This is a genomic window from Puniceibacterium confluentis (assembly GCF_007923445.1).
GTDB lineage: Bacteria > Pseudomonadota > Alphaproteobacteria > Rhodobacterales > Rhodobacteraceae > Puniceibacterium > Puniceibacterium confluentis.
The window spans coordinates 242,748-263,210 of record NZ_VOJI01000004.1 but is presented as its reverse complement, the minus strand read 5'-3'; the positions used below and the strand labels follow the sequence as shown (position 1 = coordinate 263,210).

The 20,463-nt window shown below is 64.3% G+C and carries 20 protein-coding genes; 9 read left to right on the top strand and 11 right to left on the bottom strand.

The genetic code is table 11. The features are described 5' to 3' along the window. Window positions 1-11: 11 nt before the first annotated feature. Together FOY53_RS07050 and FOY53_RS07045 are read right to left on the bottom strand one after the other, a co-directional pair. A complete protein-coding gene (locus tag FOY53_RS07050; protein ID WP_146587125.1) occupies window positions 12-2,513 on the bottom strand; it encodes a GcvT family protein in 2,502 nt (833 codons plus the stop codon). A 132-nt stretch (window positions 2,514-2,645) separates the two neighbouring features. Next, the gene (locus FOY53_RS07045; RefSeq protein ID WP_146587123.1) at window positions 2,646-3,029 is read right to left on the bottom strand and encodes a hypothetical protein; all 384 of its coding nucleotides are present in this window, start codon (window positions 3,027-3,029) and stop codon (window positions 2,646-2,648) included. Between the two features lie 109 nt (window positions 3,030-3,138). Between FOY53_RS07045 and FOY53_RS07040 the strand changes: the two genes are divergently transcribed. From FOY53_RS07040 to rpe, 7 genes are read left to right on the top strand one after another with little or no spacing between them, the layout of a single operon-like run. Beyond that, complete coding sequence (locus FOY53_RS07040) at window positions 3,139-4,185, top strand: rod shape-determining protein (protein WP_146587121.1); 1,047 nt, start codon at window positions 3,139-3,141, stop codon at window positions 4,183-4,185. Between the two features lie 32 nt (window positions 4,186-4,217). Continuing rightward, the gene (gene mreC / locus FOY53_RS07035; RefSeq protein ID WP_146587120.1) at window positions 4,218-5,159 is read left to right on the top strand and encodes a rod shape-determining protein MreC; all 942 of its coding nucleotides are present in this window, start codon (window positions 4,218-4,220) and stop codon (window positions 5,157-5,159) included. Next, window positions 5,152-5,691 carry a rod shape-determining protein MreD gene (locus FOY53_RS07030; protein ID WP_146587118.1) on the top strand — a complete coding sequence of 180 codons (540 nt, stop codon included), beginning with the start codon at window positions 5,152-5,154 and terminating at the stop codon, window positions 5,689-5,691. Before mreC ends, FOY53_RS07030 begins: the two co-directional genes overlap by 8 nt. Continuing rightward, entirely contained in the window at window positions 5,688-7,631 is a 1,944-nt protein-coding gene (gene mrdA / locus FOY53_RS07025; RefSeq protein WP_146587115.1) for a penicillin-binding protein 2, read from the top strand. Before FOY53_RS07030 ends, mrdA begins: the two co-directional genes overlap by 4 nt. Continuing rightward, entirely contained in the window at window positions 7,628-8,767 is a 1,140-nt protein-coding gene (gene rodA / locus FOY53_RS07020) for a rod shape-determining protein RodA (protein WP_146587113.1), read from the top strand. Before mrdA ends, rodA begins: the two co-directional genes overlap by 4 nt. A gap of 1 nt (window position 8,768) precedes the next feature. Further along, window positions 8,769-9,704, top strand: a complete 936-nt coding sequence (locus FOY53_RS07015) for a 2-hydroxyacid dehydrogenase (protein WP_146587111.1) — start codon at window positions 8,769-8,771, stop codon at window positions 9,702-9,704. A gap of 30 nt (window positions 9,705-9,734) precedes the next feature. Further along, complete coding sequence (rpe, locus tag FOY53_RS07010) at window positions 9,735-10,418, top strand: ribulose-phosphate 3-epimerase (protein WP_146587109.1); 684 nt, start codon at window positions 9,735-9,737, stop codon at window positions 10,416-10,418. Between the two features lie 63 nt (window positions 10,419-10,481). On the opposite strand, the gene FOY53_RS07005 is transcribed toward rpe, so the two are convergent. Genes FOY53_RS07005 through FOY53_RS06985 form a run of 5 tightly spaced genes read right to left on the bottom strand, consistent with a single transcriptional unit; the run spans window position 10,482 to window position 15,208 of the window. Further along, window positions 10,482-10,892, bottom strand: a complete 411-nt coding sequence (locus FOY53_RS07005; RefSeq protein ID WP_342783961.1) for a PaaI family thioesterase — start codon at window positions 10,890-10,892, stop codon at window positions 10,482-10,484. Beyond that, on the bottom strand, window positions 10,889-11,905 hold the full coding sequence (locus tag FOY53_RS07000) for a phosphotransferase family protein (protein WP_146587107.1): 1,017 nt from the start codon (window positions 11,903-11,905) through the stop codon (window positions 10,889-10,891). The genes FOY53_RS07005 and FOY53_RS07000 overlap by 4 nt, the downstream gene beginning before the upstream one ends. Window positions 11,906-11,908: 3 nt before the next feature. Further along, on the bottom strand, window positions 11,909-13,144 hold the full coding sequence (locus FOY53_RS06995) for an acyl-CoA dehydrogenase family protein (RefSeq protein ID WP_146587105.1): 1,236 nt from the start codon (window positions 13,142-13,144) through the stop codon (window positions 11,909-11,911). After that, window positions 13,144-13,587 carry a MaoC family dehydratase gene (locus tag FOY53_RS06990; RefSeq protein ID WP_146587103.1) on the bottom strand — a complete coding sequence of 148 codons (444 nt, stop codon included), beginning with the start codon at window positions 13,585-13,587 and terminating at the stop codon, window positions 13,144-13,146. Before FOY53_RS06990 ends, FOY53_RS06995 begins: the two co-directional genes overlap by 1 nt. After that, window positions 13,577-15,208 carry a long-chain fatty acid--CoA ligase gene (locus FOY53_RS06985; protein ID WP_146587101.1) on the bottom strand — a complete coding sequence of 544 codons (1,632 nt, stop codon included), beginning with the start codon at window positions 15,206-15,208 and terminating at the stop codon, window positions 13,577-13,579. Before FOY53_RS06985 ends, FOY53_RS06990 begins: the two co-directional genes overlap by 11 nt. Before the next feature lie 107 nt (window positions 15,209-15,315). Here FOY53_RS06985 and FOY53_RS06980 point away from each other — a divergent pair, with 107 nt between their 5' ends. Next, complete coding sequence (locus FOY53_RS06980; RefSeq protein WP_146587099.1) at window positions 15,316-16,335, top strand: NADP-dependent oxidoreductase; 1,020 nt, start codon at window positions 15,316-15,318, stop codon at window positions 16,333-16,335. Window positions 16,336-16,380: 45 nt separating this feature from the next. Here the strand turns inward: FOY53_RS06980 and FOY53_RS06975 are convergent, their stop codons facing one another. From FOY53_RS06975 to FOY53_RS06960, 4 genes are all read right to left on the bottom strand, one after another. Further along, on the bottom strand, window positions 16,381-17,109 hold the full coding sequence (locus FOY53_RS06975) for an SDR family oxidoreductase (protein WP_146587097.1): 729 nt from the start codon (window positions 17,107-17,109) through the stop codon (window positions 16,381-16,383). Further along, a complete protein-coding gene (locus FOY53_RS06970) occupies window positions 17,106-18,638 on the bottom strand; it encodes an ATP-dependent DNA helicase (RefSeq protein ID WP_146587095.1) in 1,533 nt (510 codons plus the stop codon). The genes FOY53_RS06975 and FOY53_RS06970 overlap by 4 nt, the downstream gene beginning before the upstream one ends. A gap of 37 nt (window positions 18,639-18,675) precedes the next feature. Next, a complete protein-coding gene (locus FOY53_RS06965; RefSeq protein WP_146587093.1) occupies window positions 18,676-19,314 on the bottom strand; it encodes an acyl-homoserine-lactone synthase in 639 nt (212 codons plus the stop codon). A gap of 85 nt (window positions 19,315-19,399) precedes the next feature. Further along, a complete protein-coding gene (locus FOY53_RS06960; RefSeq protein ID WP_146587091.1) occupies window positions 19,400-20,116 on the bottom strand; it encodes a helix-turn-helix transcriptional regulator in 717 nt (238 codons plus the stop codon). A gap of 28 nt (window positions 20,117-20,144) precedes the next feature. Here FOY53_RS06960 and FOY53_RS23030 point away from each other — a divergent pair, with 28 nt between their 5' ends. Further along, window positions 20,145-20,393: a hypothetical protein gene (locus tag FOY53_RS23030; protein ID WP_186766538.1), complete on the top strand. Its 249-nt coding sequence runs from the start codon at window positions 20,145-20,147 to the stop codon at window positions 20,391-20,393. Window positions 20,394-20,463: the final 70 nt, after the last annotated feature.

Genomic DNA, 20,463 nt, shown 5'->3' with positions numbered 1-20,463 from the left:
ACTTTTGCATCCTAGCCGTCCTTGCGGATGGTGGCGTTCTGCGGATCGTAGGGGCTGTCTTCGGTGACAGTGGCATCCCAGAGCTTGTTCAGCATCCTGACCTTGAGCACGGTGCCGACGGCCGCATGCTGGGGTTTGACATATCCCATGCCGATACTCTTGCCGAACGCCACCGAATAGCCGCCCGAGGTCAGACGCCCGACCCGGCTGCCGTCCTGCGCATATAGCGCCTCGCGGCCCCAGGGATCGGCATCCGTCGGACCGTCGATCAGCACGGTGATACAGGTGCTGCGAATGCCGGTCGCCTGCATCGCCGCCTTGCCGTTGAAGTCCTTGGACAGATCCACGAAGCGCGGCAGATCGGCCTCAAGCGGCGTGGCGTCGCGGCCCAGCTCGTTGCCGAAGGCACGATAGGATTTCTCTTGCCGCAACCAGTTCTGCGCCCGCGCGCCGACCAGTTTCATGCCGTGACCCGCACCGGCCTTTTCCAGCAGATCAAAGAGATAGGCCTGCATCTCGATCGGGTGGTGCAGTTCCCAGCCCAGTTCGCCGGTATAGGCGACGCGGATGGCGCGGACCGGGCACATGCCCAGTTCGATGTCCCGCATCGACAACCATGGGAAGCGCTTGTTCGAAAGCGCGGTCGCAGGATCCGCATCCTTGATCACCGCATTCAGGACATCGCGGGATTTCGGCCCGGCAATGGCAAAGACGCCATACTGGGTGGTGACGTTCTGGATCTCGATATAGCCAAAGTCCGCCGCCATGTCCTGGGCCGCCTTGCGCAGGAAATCGGCGTCATAATCCGTCCAGGCGCCAGCGGAAACGAGGTAGTATTCATCCTCTGTTAATCGGACGATGGTGTATTCGGTCCGTGTGGTGCCCTTGTCGGTCAACGCATAGGTCAGGTTGATGCGGCCCACCTTTGGCAGCTTGTTGCAGGTGAACCAGTCGAGGAATGCGGTGGCGCCGGGGCCTTTGACGATGTGTTTGGTAAAGGCGGAGGCGTCGATCAGCCCGGCGCCTTCGCGCACGGCCTTCGCCTCGTCCACTGCGTATTGCCACCAGCCGCCCCGGCGGAACGACCGGGCGTCGTGATCAAAGCTGTCCGGTGCTTCGAGCGGTCCGAAGTAGTTCGGCCGCTCCCAGCCGTTCACATGGCCGAACTGCGCGCCGCGCGCCTTCTGCCGCTCGTAGGCCGGGACGGTGCGCAGCGGGCGGCAGGCCGGGCGCTCTTCGTCCGGGTGGTGCAGGACATAGACGTGGTCATACGCCTCTTCGTTCTTGCGGGCCGCATATTCCGTGGTCTGCCACGATCCGAACCGTTTGGGGTCGAGGCTCGCCATGTCGATCTCGGCCTCGCCCTCGGTCATCATCTGGGCGAGGTAATGGCCGGTGCCGCCAGCCGCAGTGATGCCAAAGGAAAAGCCCTCGGCCAGCCACATGTTGCGCAGTCCCGGCGCCGGACCGACCAGGGGGTTGCCGTCGGGTGTGTAACAGATCGGACCGTTGAAATCGTCCTTGAGCCCGACGGTTTCCGACGAGGGAATCCGGTGGATCATCGACATGTATTCCTCTTCGATCCGTTCGAGATCCAGCGGAAAAAGGTCTGCGCGGAAACTGTCGGGCACACCGTATTCGAAACGCGCGGGTGCGCCACGCTCGTAAGGCCCGAGAATCCAGCCGCCGCGTTCCTCGCGCACGTACCACTTGGCATCGGCGTCACGCAGAACCGGGTGCTGGTCGTGGGTCTTGCGGTAGTCGAGCAGGGCCGGATCGGGTTCGGTCACGATGAACTGGTGCTCGACCGGAATCGCCGGGATCTTGATCCCCAGCAACCGGGCGGTGCGCTGTGAGTGGTTGCCTGTCGCCGTGACCACATGTTCGGCATGGATCACCGAAGTTTCCTCGGACGGGACGAGGTTGCCGCCCTTTTCCACCATTTTGGTGATGCCGACATCCCAGTGCGCGCCGGTCCAGGTATAGCTGTCGACCTGCCACTTGCGCTCGATCATCACACCGCGCTGGCGGGCGCCCTTGGCCATTGCCATCGTCACGTCGGCCGGGTTGATATAGCCGTCGGTCGGATGATAGATCGCGCCCTTGAGGTCATCGGTGCGCACCAGCGGCCACCGTTCCTTGATCTGCGCCGGGGTCAGCCATTCGAACGGCACGCCGCAGGTTTCGGCGGTCGTCGCGTAGAGCATGTATTCATCCATGCGGGCGTCGCTCTGCGCCATCCGCAGGTTGCCGACCACGGCAAATCCCGCGTTCAGGCCGGTCTCTTCCTCGAGTGTCTTGTAGAACTTGATGGAATGGTCGTGAATATGGGTCGTCGCAAAGGACATGTTGAAATAGGGCAGAAGGCCCGCGGCGTGCCAGGTGCTGCCCGAGGTCAGCTCGTCGCGTTCGAGCAGCATGACATCGTCCCAGCCCGCGCGGGCCAGATGATAGGCGATCGAGGTGCCGACAGCGCCGCCGCCGACCACCAGTGCTTTGACGTGGGTTTTCATGAATATGCTACTCCCGCAGGCTTCGGCCTCTCCATAGCGCAGGCGGCAAAGCGGCGCAGACTTGGCCCGACTTGTCATGGCGGGAAAGCGACATGGCCGTTTTTGGCGGACAGCTAACAGCTAATTGTCGCCTCAGTGCCCGGGAGTGTGCCAGCCCCTGCCCCGGTCCAGTGGGAAATTCGCCGAGCGTGCAGGAAAATCGATTCTGACGCCGATGGTGGTTTTTGGCTGCGCCGTCTTTCCGACGGCTTGCGCCGGGGATGCCACCCGTCGGCGGGAGGCCGACACCCGTACAGCGGATGCCGGACCGCTGCCCGCGGGGCGGTCACGCGAATCAAGGGGCTGCACGGCAAGACGCTGACGCTGCGGCGGACAACGCCCGCCTGGGCCACGGAAAGCGCCCTTGGGGGCGTGCGCGACCTTGACGAGCACCAGCGGTTCTTCAAGGAATACATGGATATGCTGCGTCAGAAACAGACGCGCGATCGCGTCGGCTCCCGGTTGCGGCGGTTTCATGCTGGTTTCCCCCTAACGAACCCTTTCGCTGCTCTGGATCCGTGCCTATAAGAGCCACCGGCCTGCCTCGGAAGAGTCGCGGGCCTACATCGATATTGGGGCACAACATATGTTTGGACTGGAAAAACTCCTTGGCCTGTTCTCAGCGGACATGGCGATTGACCTGGGGACGGCGAACACGCTGATCTACGTCAAGGGCAAGGGTGTTGTTCTATCGGAGCCCTCGGTCGTGGCCTATCACATCAAGGATGGCGTGAAGAAAGTGCTGGCCGTCGGCGAGGATGCCAAGCTGATGCTGGGCCGGACGCCGGGCAGCATCGAGGCGATCCGCCCGATGCGCGAAGGCGTGATCGCCGACTTTGACGTCGCCGAGGAAATGATCAAGCATTTCATCCGCAAGGTCCACAAACGCTCGACCTTTTCCAAACCCAAGATCATCGTCTGCGTGCCACATGGCGCGACTCCGGTGGAAAAGCGCGCGATCCGCCAGTCGGTTCTGTCTGCGGGTGCGCGCCGTGCCGGGTTGATTGCGGAACCGATTGCAGCGGCGATCGGTGCCGGCATGCCGATCACCGATCCCACCGGCAACATGGTGGTCGATATCGGTGGCGGCACCACAGAGGTGGCGGTCCTGTCGCTGGGCGACATCGTCTATGCCCGCTCGGTCCGCGTCGGCGGCGACCGGATGGACGAGGCGATCATCAACTACCTGCGCCGTCAGCATAACCTGTTGGTCGGTGAATCCACGGCCGAACGGATCAAGACGTCGATCGGCACGGCGCGGATGCCCGATGACGGGCGTGGATCGTCGATGCAGATCCGCGGCCGCGACCTGCTGAACGGTGTGCCCAAGGAAACCGAGATCAGCCAGGCCCAGGTGGCCGAGGCGCTGGCCGAACCGGTGCAGTCGATCTGCGAGGCGGTGATGATCGCGCTCGAGGCCACGCCACCGGATCTGGCGGCGGATATCGTCGACCGCGGCGTCATGCTCACCGGCGGCGGTGCCTTGCTGGGCGATCTGGATCTGGCGCTGCGCGAACAGACCGGGCTGGCGGTGTCGATTGCCGACGAGTCGCTGAACTGCGTCGCCCTGGGCACCGGCAAGGCGCTGGAATACGAAAAGCAGCTGCGCCACGCGATTGACTACGACAGCTGATCCTCCCACCTTCTGAGAGACAGGGGTGAATTGTGGCACGGGACCGCTCGAACGGCGACGACTACACCGGCCCGCTGAAGCGACTGCTTCTGGCGGTGCTGATCCTGTGCCTGCTGGGTCTGTTTCTGGTCTGGCGCATCGACAGCCCCCGGGTCGAACGCTTTCGCGCGCAGGTGCTGGACACGGTGGTGCCAAGTTTCGACTGGGCGATGGCGCCGGTCACCGCCAGCGTCAGGCTGTTGCGGGATTTCCGCAGCTACCAGAACATCTATGAGCAAAACCAGGAACTGCGGCGCGAGCTGCGGCAGATGACCTCGTGGAAAGAAGCGGCCCTTCAGCTCGAGCAGGAGAACGCCCGGCTGAAGGATCTCAACAATGTACGGCTGGATCCGCGCCTGACCTATATCACCGGCGTGGTTCTGGCCGACAGCGGTTCCCCCTTCCGCCAGACCGTGCTGGTCAACGTCGGCGCGCGCGACGGGATCGTCGATGGCTGGGCCACGATGGACGGCATCGGCCTGGTCGGGCGGATTTCCGGTGTCGGCGACAACACCAGCCGGGTCATCCTGCTGACCGACGCCACCAGCCGGATCCCGGCCGTGATCCAGCCCTCGGGTCAGCGGGCGCTGATCGTGGGCGACAACACCAAGGCACCGCCGATCGATTTTCTCGAAAATCCCGATCTGGTCCGCCCCGGTGACCGCATCGTGACCTCCGGCGACGGAGAGGTGTTTCCGCCCGGTCTGCTGATCGGTCAGGTAGCGCAGGACCCCGGCGGACGGCTGCGCACGCGGATGGCGGCGGACTATGAACGGCTCGAGTTTCTGCGGGTGCTGCGGGACCATGGCGCGCGCAAGGTCAGCCAGCCCAGCGCGCTGATCCTGCCGGATGTGCCCCCGGGCACCGGCACTCCGGCGCCCGCCGACACGCCCGCCGCCGCCGACAACGCAGCCGCCGGGGCCGGGGATGGTTGACCAAGGCGCGGCCCGGACCTGGACGATGCGCGCGGCATTCATCGCCATCAGCCTGGTGATCATGTTCTTTCACCTCTTGCCGCTCGAGACCACGCCACGGCGCTGGGCCTCTCCGGATCTGCTGGTCGCCCTGTGCTTTGCCTGGGCGCTGCGACGCCCGGACTACGTGCCTGCCCTGGCGGTGGCGGCGGTGATGCTGCTGGCAGACCTGATGTTCCAGCGTCCGCCCGGTCTGTGGGCCGCCCTGGTGGTGATGGCGGTGCACTGGCTGAAACGCCGCGAACGCCGTCAGCGCGAGACGACCTTTGTTCTCGAATGGTTTACCGTTGCGGGGTGTCTCATCACCATAACGGTGGTATACAAGGTGGTGTTGCTGATCCTCATTGTGCCCTCCGGCACGCTGTTCCTGACTTTGATGCAATTGGCGATGACCATCCTGTTTTACCCGCTGGTGGTCGTGCTGTCGCATCTGGGTCTCGGGGTGCGCCGCGCCGCCCGGGGTGAGGTCGACAGGCTGGGACATTCGCTATGAGACGCACTCCAAGAGATTCCGCCGAAAGCGTGCGCAAGATTTCCCGCCGGGCGGTGATCCTCGGAGGGGCGCAGCTGGGCTTTGCCGGGATCCTGGCGGCGCGAATGCAGTTCATGCAGGTCGAGCAGGCAGACGAGTTCCGGCTGCTGGCCGAAGAGAACCGCATCAACCTGCGCCTGATTCCGCCGACCCGCGGCCAGATCTTTGACCGCAACGGCTTGATCGTTGCCGAAAACGAACCGAGTTACCGCATCACGATCGTGCGCGAAGATGCCGGTGACGTCGCAGATGTGATCGCGCGGCTGTCAAATCTGGTGGAGCTCGACGAGGACGAGCTGAACCGCGCCCTTGCCGAAATGAAACGCTCGGCCCCGTTCCTGCCGGTCACCGTCGCCGACCGGGTCAGCTGGGAGGACATCAGCCGGGTTGCGGTCAATGCCCCGGCCCTGCCCGGCGTGACGCCCGAGGTCGGCCTGTCGCGGCACTATCCGATGACCACCGCCTTTTCCCACGTGGTCGGCTATGTCAGCCCGGTGCGCGAAGCCAACCTGTCCCGCTACGAGGACCCCGACCCTCTGCTGCGGATTCCGCGGTTCCAGTTCGGTCAGATCGGGGTCGAATCGAAGTACGAAGACATCCTGCGCGGCCGCGCCGGCGCCAAGCGGGTCGAAGTCAACGCCGTGGGCCGGGTCATGCGCGAACTGGACCGCCGCGAGGGCGAGGCCGGTGCCGACCTGCAACTGACCATCGACGGACGCCTGCAGGATTACGTCCGCGCCCGCCTGGGCGAAGAAAGCGCAAGCGTGGTGGTGATGGATCTCGAGCACGGCGACATCCTCGCCATCTCGTCGTCACCGGCGTATGACCCCAACAAGTTCGTGCGCGGCATTTCCAGCGCCGACTACGGGGTGCTGCGGGACAACGACCACCGGCCGCTGGCATCCAAGACAGTGCAGGACGCCTACCCGCCGGGATCGACCTTCAAGATGGTCACCGCGATGGCCGCGCTCAATGCCGGGATCATCGGACCCGAGGAAACCGTCTGGTGCCCGGGGCATCTGGATGTGGGCGGGCGGCGCTTCCACTGCTGGAAGCGCGCCGGTCACGGGCACATGAATCTTGAAACCTCGCTGCGCGAGAGCTGCGATGTGTATTACTACGATCTTGCGCTCAAGGTCGGCATCGAGAACATCGCCGAGATGAGCCGCAAGCTGGGTCTGGGAATCGCCCATGACGTACCGATGTCGGCAGTGACGTCGGGGCTGATTCCGGACAAGGCGTGGAAGCGCCGCGAACGCGGCGCGGAGTGGGTGATCGGCGACACGGTGAACTCGGCCATTGGCCAGGGCTTTGTTCTGACGTCGCCATTGCAGCAGGCCGTGATGACCGCGCGGCTGGCGATTGGTCGCAACATCGCGCCACGGCTGATCAAATCCATCGACGGGGTCGAAACGCCGTCGATGGCGGGCGAAAGTCTGGGACTGAATGAAAACCATCTGCGCTGGATCCGTCGCGCGATGTTCGCGGTCTCGAACAACCGGCGTGGCACCGGCTATGGATCCCGCATCGCGGACGAGGCCTATCGCATGGCCGGCAAGAGCGGCACCAGCCAGGTGCGCAACATCAGCGCCGCCGAGCGCGCCCGCGGCGTGATCAACAACCGCGACCTGCCGTGGAATCGTCGCGATCATGGTCTGTTCGTGAATTTTGCGCCGTATGAGAACCCGAAGATAGCCGTCTCCGTGGTGGTCGAACACGGCGGCGGCGGCTCGTCGGCGGCGGCGCCGATCAACCGCGACGTGACGCTGCAGGCGCTGTTCAAAGGCGACCCGCCGCTGTCGGCCTATCCCAGTGGCGACCACGCCCGCATCAAGGCACAGCAAGAGCGCATCAGCCGCGAGCGCCAGACCCGCGACCCCGAGGGGACAAGCCGCGCATGAGTTATCTTGAGTACTCAGTCAAAACCGTCCCGGCCGGTCTGCGCAAGGTTCTGTACCTCAACTGGCCGCTTGTGCTGCTGCTGACGGCTGTCGCCTCGGTCGGCTTCCTGATGCTGTATTCGGTGGCGGGTGGGTCGTTTACCCCCTGGGCCGAACCACAGATGAAACGCTATCTGCTGGGGCTGGCGGCCATGTTCATGGTGGCGCTGGTGCCGATCTGGTTCTGGCGCAACATGGCCGTCGTCGCCTACCTGGTTTCCATCGGCCTTCTGGTGCTGGTGGAGTTCTTCGGCTCGGTCGGGATGGGCGCGCAGCGCTGGATCGACCTCGGCTTCTTTCGCCTGCAACCGTCCGAGCTGATGAAGATCACCATGGTCATGCTTCTGGCCGCCTATTACGACTGGCTTCCGATCCGCAAGACGTCGGGCCTTCTCTGGGTGCTGCTTCCGGTGATGCTGATCCTGCTGCCGACCTTTCTGGTGCTGACCCAGCCCGACCTTGGCACCGCAATCCTGCTGGTGACCGGCGGCGGGCTGATGATGTTTCTGGCCGGTGTGCATTGGGCCTACTTTGCCACCGTGATCGCCGCCGGGGTCGGCGGCATCGCAACGGTGCTGAAAAGCCGCGGCACCGAATGGCAATTGCTCAAGGAATACCAGTTCCGCCGGATCGACACCTTTCTCGATCCGAATTCCGACCCGCTGGGCGCGGGCTATCACATCACACAGGCCAAGATCGCCATGGGCTCGGGGGGATGGACCGGGCGCGGCTTCATGCAGGGCACGCAGTCGCGGCTGAATTTCCTGCCGGAAAAGCACACCGACTTCATCTTCAACACCCTGGCGGAAGAATTCGGCTTTGTCGGCGCTGTGTCGCTTCTGATCCTGTATGTGCTGGTCATGGTTTTCTGTATCGCCTCGGCGCTGCAGAACCGCGACCGGTTCTCGTCACTGCTGATCCTCGGGGTCGGCCTGACCTTCTTTCTCTACTTTGCGGTCAACATGTCGATGGTCATGGGGCTTGCCCCGGTCGTTGGCGTTCCCCTGCCACTGGTCAGCTATGGCGGATCCGCCATGCTGGTCCTGATGGTGGCCTTTGGCCTGGTGCAAAGCGCCCATATCCACAGACCGAGGTAACATGACGATCAACATCCTGTTTGCTGCGCAGCCTGACAGCTGGGCACAGTACAAAGAGCCATTGTCCGCGGCCCTGCAACAGACCGGGCTCAGCTACGCTCTGCGCTGCGACTTTGCGCCGAGTGATGTGGACTACATCGTCTATGCCCCCAACAGCGCGATCCAGGATTTTGCGCCCTTCACCCGGCTGAAGGCGGTGATGAACCTCTGGGCCGGGGTCGAGGGGGTGGTCAGGAACAAGTCTCTCACGGTGCCGCTGACCCGGATGGTCGACGAAGACGGGCTGACACAGGGCATGGTGGAATGGGTCACCGGTCATGTGCTGCGGCACCATCTCGGAATGGACCGGCATATCGTCAATCCCGACCACAACTGGGACCATTCGCCGCCGCCGCTGTCCAGAGACCGCCCGGTGAGCATCCTCGGGTTCGGCGCGTTGGGCCAGGCCTGTGCCGCCGCGCTGCTGGCACTTGGTTTTCCGGTGACGGGCTGGAGCCGCTCGGCAAAAGCCATGGACGGGGTGACCACCTGTGGCGGCGCCGATGGCCTGCGACAGGCGCTTTCGGGCGCGCAGATCGTTGTGCTGCTGTTGCCCGCCACCGCCGCGACCGAGAACACGCTGAACGCAGAGACACTGGCGTTGCTGCCCAGGGGCGCCGTGATCGTCAACCCCGGGCGCGGGCCGCTGATCGACGACGACGCCCTGCTCGCGGCGCTGGACACCGGTCAAATTGCGCATGCAACCCTGGACGTGTTCCGGATCGAGCCGCTGCCGGAACACCATCGCTTCTGGTCGCATCCCGGCGTGACGGTGACACCGCATATCGCCTCCGAGACACGTCCGGACAGCGCCTCCCGGGTGATTGCCGAAAACATCCGCCGCCATGTCGCAGGCGAAGGCCTGCTACATCTGGTAGACCGCAGCGCCGGATACTGATACGGCACACGCGCCAACAGGAGTCTGCCCATGTCCTTTGACCGTTCCCTCAAGATCGCCCCGTCGATCCTCGCCGCCGATTTTGCCAATTTCGGCGCCGAAATACAGGCGGTCGAGGCGCAGGGCGCCGACTGGATCCATGTCGATGTGATGGACGGACACTTTGTGCCCAACATCACTTTTGGCCCGGCCACCTGCGCCGCGATCCGCCCGCACATCCGGACGGTGATGGACGTGCACCTGATGATCGCGCCGGTCGATCCGTATATCGACGCCTTTGCCGCCGCCGGGGCCGATTTCATCACCGCCCATGTCGAGGCGGGGCCGCACATCCACCGCACCCTGCAGGCGATCCGCGGCGCGGGCTGCAAGGCGGGCGTGGCGCTCAACCCCGGCACGCTCGCCGAGGCCGTCGCCCCGCTGCTGGACATGGTCGACATGGTCTGCGTCATGACGGTCAACCCGGGGTTTGGCGGCCAGAAGTTCATCCACGCCTGTGTCGACAAGGTCCGCACCCTGCGCTCCCTGATCGGTGACCGCGAAATCCACATCGAGATCGATGGCGGCGTGGATCCTGCAACCGCGCCGCTGGTGCGCGACGCCGGTGCCGACGTGCTGGTGGCGGGTTCGGCGGTGTTCCGGGGCGGCTCCGTGTCCGACCCCTCTCCCTACGGCGCCAACATCCGCGCCATTCGGGCGGCCGTCACCGCATAGCCCGGCCCCCGGTTTCTTCTCTTCACAAATACTCAAAGACGACCGCGGCAGCCGCAGCCGGGCTCAGCCGCTCTTGCGGTACCGGAACACCCCGGTGCCGGTGGCGATCAGCTCGCCGGTCTCGTCCACCACCGTGGCCTCGGCGAAAAAGGTGCTCTTGCCGCCGCCGGTCTGGCGCCCCTCGCCGATCAGCAGCCCACCGTTCGGCCGTGACAGGTACTGCACGTTCAGCGACAGGGTCAGCGCCATCTGCCGGACCTGCGGATCGCCGGTCCAGCAGCCGGCATAGCCCATCACCGTGTCGATCAGCGACGCATGGGCGCCGCCGTGCGGATTGCCGTGGCGGTTCATGATATACGGCGCAAGCGGCATCTCGAACCGCGCCCAGCCCTGCGTCCAGCCGGTCATCCGCATCCCCAGATGCGCCGAATACGGATAGGCCGGTTCCTGAAATCCCGGCTTCATATCAGTCATGTCGGCGCGGCCTCCAGTCCCAGTTCAGCGAACCGCGGCACGAAGGATCCAAGCCGCAGGGCCTTGTCGGGGTTCGAGGCATTGCCGTCAAGCGCCCGCTTCTTCACGCCCTGAAGGATTGCCGCCATGCGGAAAAACGCGAAGGCCACGTAAAAGCCAAAGGCCGGAATTTCATCGAGTCCGCGCAGGTTGCAATAATCGGCGACAAACGCCGCATCCGACGGCAGGCCCAGCGCCGCCCGGTCGACACCGGCAAGCCCGCGTCCCTCCGGCCCCGGCGGCAACTGCCATTGCATGATGACCCCTGCAAGGTCCGCATAGGGGTGGCCCAGCGTCGACAGTTCCCAGTCCAGCACAGCGCGGCACTCTGCCCCGTCCGGGGCAAACAGCAGGTTGTCGATGCGGTAATCGCCATGGACCAGCGTGCGCTGGCCGTCCTCGGGGGGCAGATGCGCGCCCAGCCAGAGGATCAGCGCATCCATCGCCGCGACCTTTCCGGTTTCCGAGGCACGGTACTGCTTGGTCCAGCGGCCCAGCTGCCGCTCATAATAATTCCCCGGCGGTCCATAATCGGCAAGACCCGTCGCGGCGAGATCCACGCAATGGATCGCCGCCAGCACCCGGTTCATTTCCCTCAGCACGGCGCCGCGCATATCCGGCGTCGCGCCGGGCATCGAGGGATCGCCGATGACACGGCCATCCACATGCTCCATGACGTAGAACATGGCGCCAAGCACCGCATCGTCGTCGCACAGGGCCAGGACCTTGGGCACCGGCACATCGGTGGCGGCCAGCGCCCGCTGCACGCGGAATTCCCGGTCCACCGCATGGGCGGATTTCAGAAGCACTCCGGGTGGCTTGCGCCGCAGCACGAAACTGCGCCCGCCCGAAGTCAGCCGGTAGGTCGGATTTGACTGACCGACATCGAATTTCCGTGCCTGCAGCGGGCCATCGACGGCAATTCCCTGTCCACGCATCCAGGCGGCAACCGCCGTCAGCTGCGCCCTGTCCATCGCTCAGACCCGATCGTTGACATATTTGCGCAGCTCGGCGCGCGCCACCTGGCGTCGGTGCACCGCGTCCGGACCGTCCGCAAAGCGCAGGGTGCGCACATGGGTCCACATATGCGCAAGATCAAAGTCCTGGGAAATGCCGCCCGCGCCGTGCATCTGCATCGCTTCGTCGATCACCTTGCCGGCCATCAGCGGCGCAACGACCTTGATCTGCGAGATCCAGGGCTGCGCTTCGCGCACACCTTTGGTGTCCATCATCCAGGCCGCCTTGAGACAGAGCAGCCGGGCCATCTCGATCTCCATCCGGGCGTTGGCGATGATGTCGTAATTCGCCCCCAGTTCGACCAGTTTCCGACCGAAGGCTTCGCGCGCCAGACCGCGTCGGCACATCATCTCCAGCGCCTTTTCGGCCTGCCCGATGGCGCGCATGCAGTGGTGGATGCGCCCGGGGCCGAGTCGGCCCTGCGCCACCTCGAATCCGCGTCCCTCGCCCAGGACGATGTTTTCCACCGGCACCCGGACGTCGCTAAAGCGCAGGTGCAGGTGGCCGTGCGGCGCGTCGTCCTGGCCAAAGACCTGCATGGGCCGCAGTTTTTCGATGCCGGGCGTGTCGGGGTCCATCACAAACATGGTGTGACGGCCGTGCTTGGCGGCGTCAGGATCGCTCATCGCCATGACGATATACAGGCCGCAGCGCGGATCACCGGCCCCCGAGATCCACCATTTTTCACCGTTCAGCACATAATGATCACCCTCCCGCACCGCCCGGAACTTCAGCTGCGCCGCATCCGAAGACGCGATGTCGGGCTCGGTCATCACATAGGCCGAGCGGATCTCGCCCTCGAGCAGCCGCCCCAGCCAGCGGTCCTTGTGGGCTGCCGTGCCATAGCGTTCCAGCACTTCCATGTTGCCGGTGTCGGGCGCGTTGCAGTTGAACACCTCGGCTGCGATGCCGACCTTGCCCATTTCCTCGGCAAGATAGGCGTATTCCACCGTGGTCAGGCCATAGCCGCGATCCGATCCGGTGAGCCAGAAATTCCAGAGCCCGCGTTTTCTGGCAAGATCCTTCAATCCATCCAGAATCTCCAGTTGCCGGTCGGTGTGGCGAAAGCGGTCGCCAGAGGGATGCCGGCCGACCTCGGCATGGAATTCCGCGTCCAGCGGCGCGATGTCTGTCTGCACCATCTCGCGCACCTGCGCGATCAGCGGCGCGACCCGCGCGGTTATCCCCAGATCCATTATCCGTCCTCCAGTTCAAACCGGGTGATCCATTGCGCCACCAGCGCCGGTTTCGATTCGTTTTCAATTTCGATGGACACATCCCAGTGGACCGTCACCCGCCCCGGCCCCTCTTCGAGCGAGGCCAGAGCGAACCGGCCCCGCACCCGTGCCCCGGTGCGCACAGGCGAGACAAAGCGGATGCGGTCAAAGCCATAGTTGACGCTGGCCTTGACCCCCGGCAGATCCGCCAGCACCTCGTAGGACATCGCCGAGAGCATCGAAAGCGTCAGGAAGCCATGTGCGATGGTGCCGCCGAACGCCGTTTCAGCGGCGCGCGCCTCATCGAGGTGGATGAATTGCCGGTCCTCGGTCACCTCGGCAAAGGTCTTGATCCGCCCGGCATCCAGCGTGTACCAGCGCGTCGCAGCGGGCGCGAACGAGCGCAGCGCGTCAACCAGCATCTGGCATCCGGTAACCCTCGAACCGCTGCCGCAGGCGAAGCTTCGACACCTTTCCCGTCGCGGTCAGCGGCAATTCCTCGACAAACTCCATCGCATCCGGCAGCTGCCATTTTGCAACCGAGTGCAGCAGCAGCTCGTGCAGCTCTTCCAATGTGGGACGGTCCTCGCCCTTGGGCACGACAACCAGCAGCGGACGTTCGTCCCATTTCGGGTGCGCAACGGCGATTACCGCGCAACTGGCCACCTTGGGACAGGACATGACAATGTTCTCGAGGTCGATCGAACTGATCCACTCGCCCCCCGACTTTATCAGATCCTTGGACCGGTCCTGAATGCTGAGAAAGCCGTTGGCGCTGATCGTCGCCACGTCGCCGGTGCCGAACCAGCCCTCGGAATCCAGCGCGTTCGCTGTGGCCTCGGAATTGTTGAAATATCCCGAGACCACGGTGTTGCCGCGCACGAACAATTCACCCACCGCCGTGCCGTCATGCGGCAAGTTCTGTCCCTGCTCGTCGACGATCTTCATCTCGACCCCGAAAAGGCGGCGGCCCTGCAGGGATTTCAACCGCATCTGTTCGTCCCAGGGCAGCTCTTTCATCGGCGCCGACAGTTGACCGTGGGTGCCGACCGGCGACATTTCGGTCATGCCCCAGGCATGGCAGACATCGACGCCGGATTTCTCGAAGCCTTCGATCATGCTGCGCGGGGCCGCAGAGCCGCCGACGACCACCTGTTCGAAGCCTGAAGGATTGCGTCCACGCGCGTCAATTTCGCTCCGCAGTCCCATCCAGACCGTCGGCACCCCCCAGGCCGAGGTCACGCCTTCGGCTTCCATCAGATCGAACAGCGACGCGCCATCCAGCTTTGGTCCCGGCATGATCAGCGACGCCCCGGTGATCGGCGCGGCATAGGGCAGTCCCCAGGCGTTGACATGAAACAGCGGCACCACCGGCAATATCCTGGCGCCCTCGTACAGGCTCTTGCTGATGGTGACGGCGACACTGAGCGCATGCAGCACGGTCGAGCGGTGGGAATAAAGCGCGCCTTTGGGGTTTCCGGTCGTGCCCGAGGTGTAACACAGCGCCGCCGCACTCTGCTCGTCCAGAATGGGCCAGTCGAATGTCGTCGGCTCACCGTCCAGAAGCTCTTCGTAGCACAGCAGGTCAAGCGGGCTGTCAGGCATGTGCGCACGGTCGGTCAGCACCGCCAGCTTCAGCCCCTCGGGCAGGGAGTCGGCCAGCGCCTCGATCAGCGGCACAAAGGTCAGGTCGACGCAGAGCAGTCTGTCTTCGGCATGACCGATGATATACAGCATCTGTTCCGCCGACAGGCGCGGGTTGATGGTGTGACAGACCGCCCCCATGCCCGAGACACCATAATAAATCTCGAAATGCCGATAGCCGTTCCAGGCCAGCGTCGCGACCCGGTCGCCCGGCCCGATCCCCAGTTTGCGCAATCCATGTGCCAGCTGCGCGGCCCGCGCGTAGGCCTCGGCATAGGTTTCGCGATGCAGGTCGCCCTCGGTGCGCACCGAAACAAGTCCCGCGCCGGGATGGGCGTCAGAAGCGTACCGCAAGATCTCGATGATCGAAAGCGGCTGGTTCATCATCATGCCGAACATCTGGCCCTCCCTTGCCGTCTGCCCTAAGTCTGGGCCCACAGTGTGCAACCAAGTGCCCATGACGCAAGTGCGATCTTAGGGTGACGTGCCGACAGAAGGAATTCGCGATGCCCGATACCCTGACCCGTATTGCCCTGGCCCGCCGCCCCCATGGCCTGCCGGTTCCCGAGGACTTTTCCGTCGAGACCGATGCGCTGCCCGAGGTGGGAGAAGGTGAGGTCCTGGTGGCGGTGACACATCTGTCGCTGGATCCCTACATGCGCGGCCGGATGGACGATGTGAAAAGTTACGCGCCCTCGGTGGAAATTGGCGGCACGATGACCGGACAGGGGGTTGGACGGGTTCTGAAGTCTCGGGCCGACGGAGTCTCGGCAGGAGAGCTTGTAACCGGCATGACCGGCTGGGCCAGCCATGCGCTGCTGCCCAGCGCCGGTCTGCGCAAGCTTGACGACAGGCTGCCCGCCTCTACCGCGCTGGGGGTGCTGGGCATGCCCGGCCTGACCGGCTGGGTCGGCCTGAAGGAATACGGTCGGCCCAAGGCTGGCCAGACGCTGGTGATCGGGGCAGCGACGGGGCCAGTGGGCTCGATGGTCGGGCAGCTGGCCAAGGCCGCCGGGATGCGCACCGTGGCGGTCGCGGGTGGCGCCGAAAAGTGCCGTCTGGCGGTCGAGACCTATGGTTTTGACGCCGCCGTCGATCACCGCGCCCACAGGGACGCCGCGTCTCTGCGGCAGGCACTGGCGCAGGCCGCACCTGACGGAGTCGACATCTACTGGGAAAACGTCGGCGGCAAGCTGCTGGAGGCGGTGATGCCGCTGATGAACGTCGGTGGACGGATCCCGGTCTGTGGCATGATTTCCTGGTATGCCGGGATGGACGGCGATGGCAGCGACCGCCTGCCCGGCCTCTGGCGGTCGGTGCTGGTCAAGCGGCTGTCGGTCAACGGCTTCATCATCTTCGACCACTGGGACCGACTGCCGGAATTTCTGGCCGAGGTGACGCCCAAGGTCGCCAGCGGCGAGATCGCCTACCTGGAGGACACCGCGCAGGGTCTCGAGACCGCGCCGGCGGCGTTTATCGCGATGCTGCAGGGCGGCAATACCGGCAAGCAGATCGTCGCACTTTAGGCATTTTTCGCGGCTGTTCTGAAAGGGCGCCCGGATTGCTGCGCCCTACCCGCGCCCGATATAGGGCATCTTGGTCGCCATCACCGTCATGAACTGCACGTTGGCGTTCAGCGGCATCTCGGCCATCAGCCGCACCGATGCCGCCGCCTCGCCCACGTCCATGGTTGCAGGTTCGGGCTGGCCCGCAGCGATGGCGCGTTGCACCAGACCGTCCAGAAGTTCGGTCCTGGCGTTGCCGATGTCGATCTGACCGCAGGCGATGTCAAAGGGACGCCCGTCCAGGCTCAGCGACCGGGTCAGCCCGGTGATCGCATGTTTTGTCACCGTATAGCAGACCGAGCCTTCGCGCGGCACATGCGCCGAGATCGACCCGTTGTTGATGATCCGCCCGCCCTGCGGCCGTTGTTCCCGCATCCGGCCAAAGGCTTCGCGGGCGCACAGGAACATGCCGTGCAGGTTGACACGCACGACCTGCTCCCATTGCGCCACCGGCACCTCGTCGATGGGTCCGGAGGGGCCGAACATTCCGGCATTGTTGAACAGCACGTCGATCCGTCCGGCACGGGCCTGAAACAGGTCAAAGGCGGTGCGCACCTGATCGGCCTCTCCGACATCCGCCACCAGCACATGCGCGTTGTCGCGCCCCTGCGCCACCGCGGCCAGTGCCCCGTCACGGCGCGCCAGCAGGCCCACTTGCCAGCCAAGATCCAGGAATGTCTCGGCCACGGCGCGGCCGATGCCCGAGCTTGCGCCGGTGACGAGGATTGTCTTCAACCGAATTCCTCCGCCTCGAGCGTCAGTTGCGGCGCCGCCGACTCCCTGAGATCGGCGACCGTCAGTGGCCCCGTCGGTTTGGACAGCCGGTTGCGCACCACCCAGATCAGCCGCTCTTGCGCCCGGGTGATCGCCACATAGGCCAGACGTTTCCACAGCGGTTGCCCGGCCTCGACCCGGCCCATCCGGGCGGCAACAAACAGATCCGGCGCAAAGACCTGCACCGTGTCCCACTGGCTGCCCTGCGCCTTGTGGATCGTGACCGCTGCGCCGTGCAGAAAGGTCGCCCCCATGCGGGCGGCGAAGGGGATGAAGGGCTCTTCCTCGTCCGGCTTTTCGATCTTCACGATCGAGGCGGCAGAGACCTGCGGATCCTCGGCCCCCATCACGTGCAGCTTGGAAAACCCCGGCTTGCGCCCCGGTCCGAGATAGATCACCTGCGCGCCCTTGATCAGGCCGCGCGCCTCGAGATCCAGCCGTTTCTTGCGATGCTTGAGCGGCAGTTCCAGCCCGTCGCAGATCAGCGGCTCGCCCTCCAGCAGTTCGGTATCGGGAGCGCCATGCACCGCGCGAAAGGCATGGATCAGGCGGATCCGCGTGTTGTTGCGCCAGACCAGCACCGGCGAGCGCGCCATCAGGTCAACCTCGACCCGCTGGCCCCACACGACGCGGTCATCACGCTTGGACTTGTCCTCGACCATGCGCTCGAAATCGGAAAACTCGAGCTGCGGATCCGCCAGCGCATGGGCAAGGTCCAGGATCGGATTGTCCGCCTCCTGGCGGTGGATGCGGTGCAGTTCCATCTTCTGCGCCGGCTTCATGCTGTCGAACACCATGCCGCCGGGCGCGTTGACCGGGGCCAGCTGCGCCGGATCGCCAAACAGCAGCAAATTGGGGAAAATTTCTTGCAGATCGTCGAACTGGCGTTCGTCCAGCATCGACGCCTCGTCGACAAAGCCGATGTCGAGCGGTTCTTCGCGCCGTTTCCAGCCGGTGATGAAATCCGACCCCCGCAGTCCTGCCGAGGCGAGGGCGGCAGGCACCGACTTGTGGCCCTGGTAGGATTTGAAGGCCCGGTCCAGCGCCTCTTCGGTCAGCGCCTCGATTTCGGGTTTGTCGCCCTGTCCGGTCAACCATTCGGCGATGCGTTCGTATTCCGGATCGTAAACCGGGGTATAGAGGATGCGGTGGATCGTCGTGGCCGGCACGCCGCGCATGCGCAGCACGCTCGCGGCCTTGTTGGTGGGGGCCAGAATCGCCAGCGTGCGCTTTTCACGGCGCTTTCGGCTTTCGAAATCGCCCGAGACGACCTCGACCCCCATGCCTTCCAGGGCCTTGTAGAGTTCCGCCAGCAACAGCGTTTTGCCCGACCCGGCCTTGCCGATCAGCGCCATCACCTGGGCCTTGCCCTCTTTCGCGGGCAGGACCATGCCATCGTTCAGATCGATTCCGGCGGCGCGCAGCATGTCGGCCACGCGGTCAAAGGCTTCGGCCTGATCGTCGGAAAATGTAAGCGCGGGCAGGGTCATGGCCGGACACTACAACCCCGCCCCGATCTGCGCCAGATCAGGCGGCGCGGTTTTTGCGCATCGCAACGTCGCGGCCAAAGGCACGCTCGAACCAGAGCTTGGACAGTTCGGGCGAAATGCCCGCACGTGCCGCGACCCGCGCCTGTGCCCGGGGCGAAAAGTCCCACAGCCCGACGCTGATCCTGTTGCGCCCCGATCCCTGGCTTCCGAGAATGTCGGGGGACGCTCCGATGTGGCGGTAGATCCGCACCATCCGCGCATCGAACACACCCACGTAATGTTCGACGCCAAAGCCGCGCAAAATCTCGCCGCCCGCCAGCATCAGCGCCGCGGCCGTACCGGGGGCCGCGTCCCGGGCAAGGCAGAACCGGGTGCATTCCCAGATCAGCGGGCTTTCGATGCGCACACCGTCCGTCAGATGCGCGAAGTGGTCGTTCACCATGGTGCGCCCCAGCGTCGGCAGCAGCCGCATGGAGCCGCCGTGTCCGCCGCAGGGCTTTTCCCAGATCACGTAGAGCGGGTTCAGATCGTCATAGGCATCCCGCTCTTCGCCTGCGCCATCGACCGCGACTTCCCAGCCTAGGCGGGTCTTGAACTGGTCCGCACGGTCGCGGAACATGGCGCGGGCAAGATGCGGAAATTGGCTCAGCTGGTCGGCATAAAGATAACGGATCATGGTGCAACGCTCCCTCATGTTCAGACGAGAAAGGCTGCGACGGCATGATTAACGAATTCGGAAAGGACCGTGCGGCCCTGAACGTTCAGACGACGATGACCCCGCGCGAAATTGCCTTGGCCACTGCGTGTGTCGTGTTCAGAGCCCCCAGCTTGTGGCGGGCGCTTTCAATGTAGACCCGCAGCGTATTTTCGGAAATCGACAACGTGTCGGCGACCTGCGCCCGACTGTAACCCACGGCCAGCAGCGTCATCGCATCCACCTCGCGCGGGGAAAGCGCCTGTGCGGCCATCGGAGACCGCTCCGGTTCGAGTTCCAGCGCCTTTTGATTGAAAGCATGCGCCAGCAGGATCAGCTGCCGACGGTTGGACTCGGTGAATTCGGCCCAGGCTTCGTCGTGACAGGAATGATTGATGGTAAACAGAGCGAATTGGCCATTGGGCCCGCGGATCGGAATGGAATATCCCTGATTGCCGACCCCGTGTTCCAGAGCGTCCTTCTGAAACGCGCGGGCCGCCTTGCTCGACCAGTCCAGCCGTTTCCAGTCGACCGGATGAAAACGCTGATAACAGCCGACAATCACAGGGTCGATGCGCAAATACCCGGCGTCCAGATAGCGCGCGACCCAGTCGGGACAGTAGGTGCCGCAGCCATATTGCTGGCCGCTGCTGCTGACCCAGTGGTAGACGAGATGGTCGATCTGGTAGTGATTTCGCAGCGCCTCGGACGCTGTTTGCAGACCATCGAGCGCATCAGCGCATTCCAGTTGCTCCATGATCCCGTCCAGTGACGAGGTCGTCATTGCGTAACCCACAGGCCATTCCTTTGGCATGCGACGCAATCTCGATCTGCGCGACCATCTGGGTGTCATCCAGCTGTTCGGCCAAAGCCTCGAATCCATTGGATCGGGCGAAAGTCTTCAGATCGGTCAGTACGTCGATAATCCAGTCGTGTGCCATGCCGAGTCTCACTTTCTATTGGTTAACGATCAATTAATGAAAGCCTATCATAGCCTCGGAATCGTTAATATTCGCGAATTGCACCTCATCAGAAATGGTGAGGCGGGGATCTGGAAGTGACTGTATTTCCGTGCAGCCGGTTACCGGATGCAAAACCGCCCGCGAAACCGAAATCGATTCGCGGGCGGCG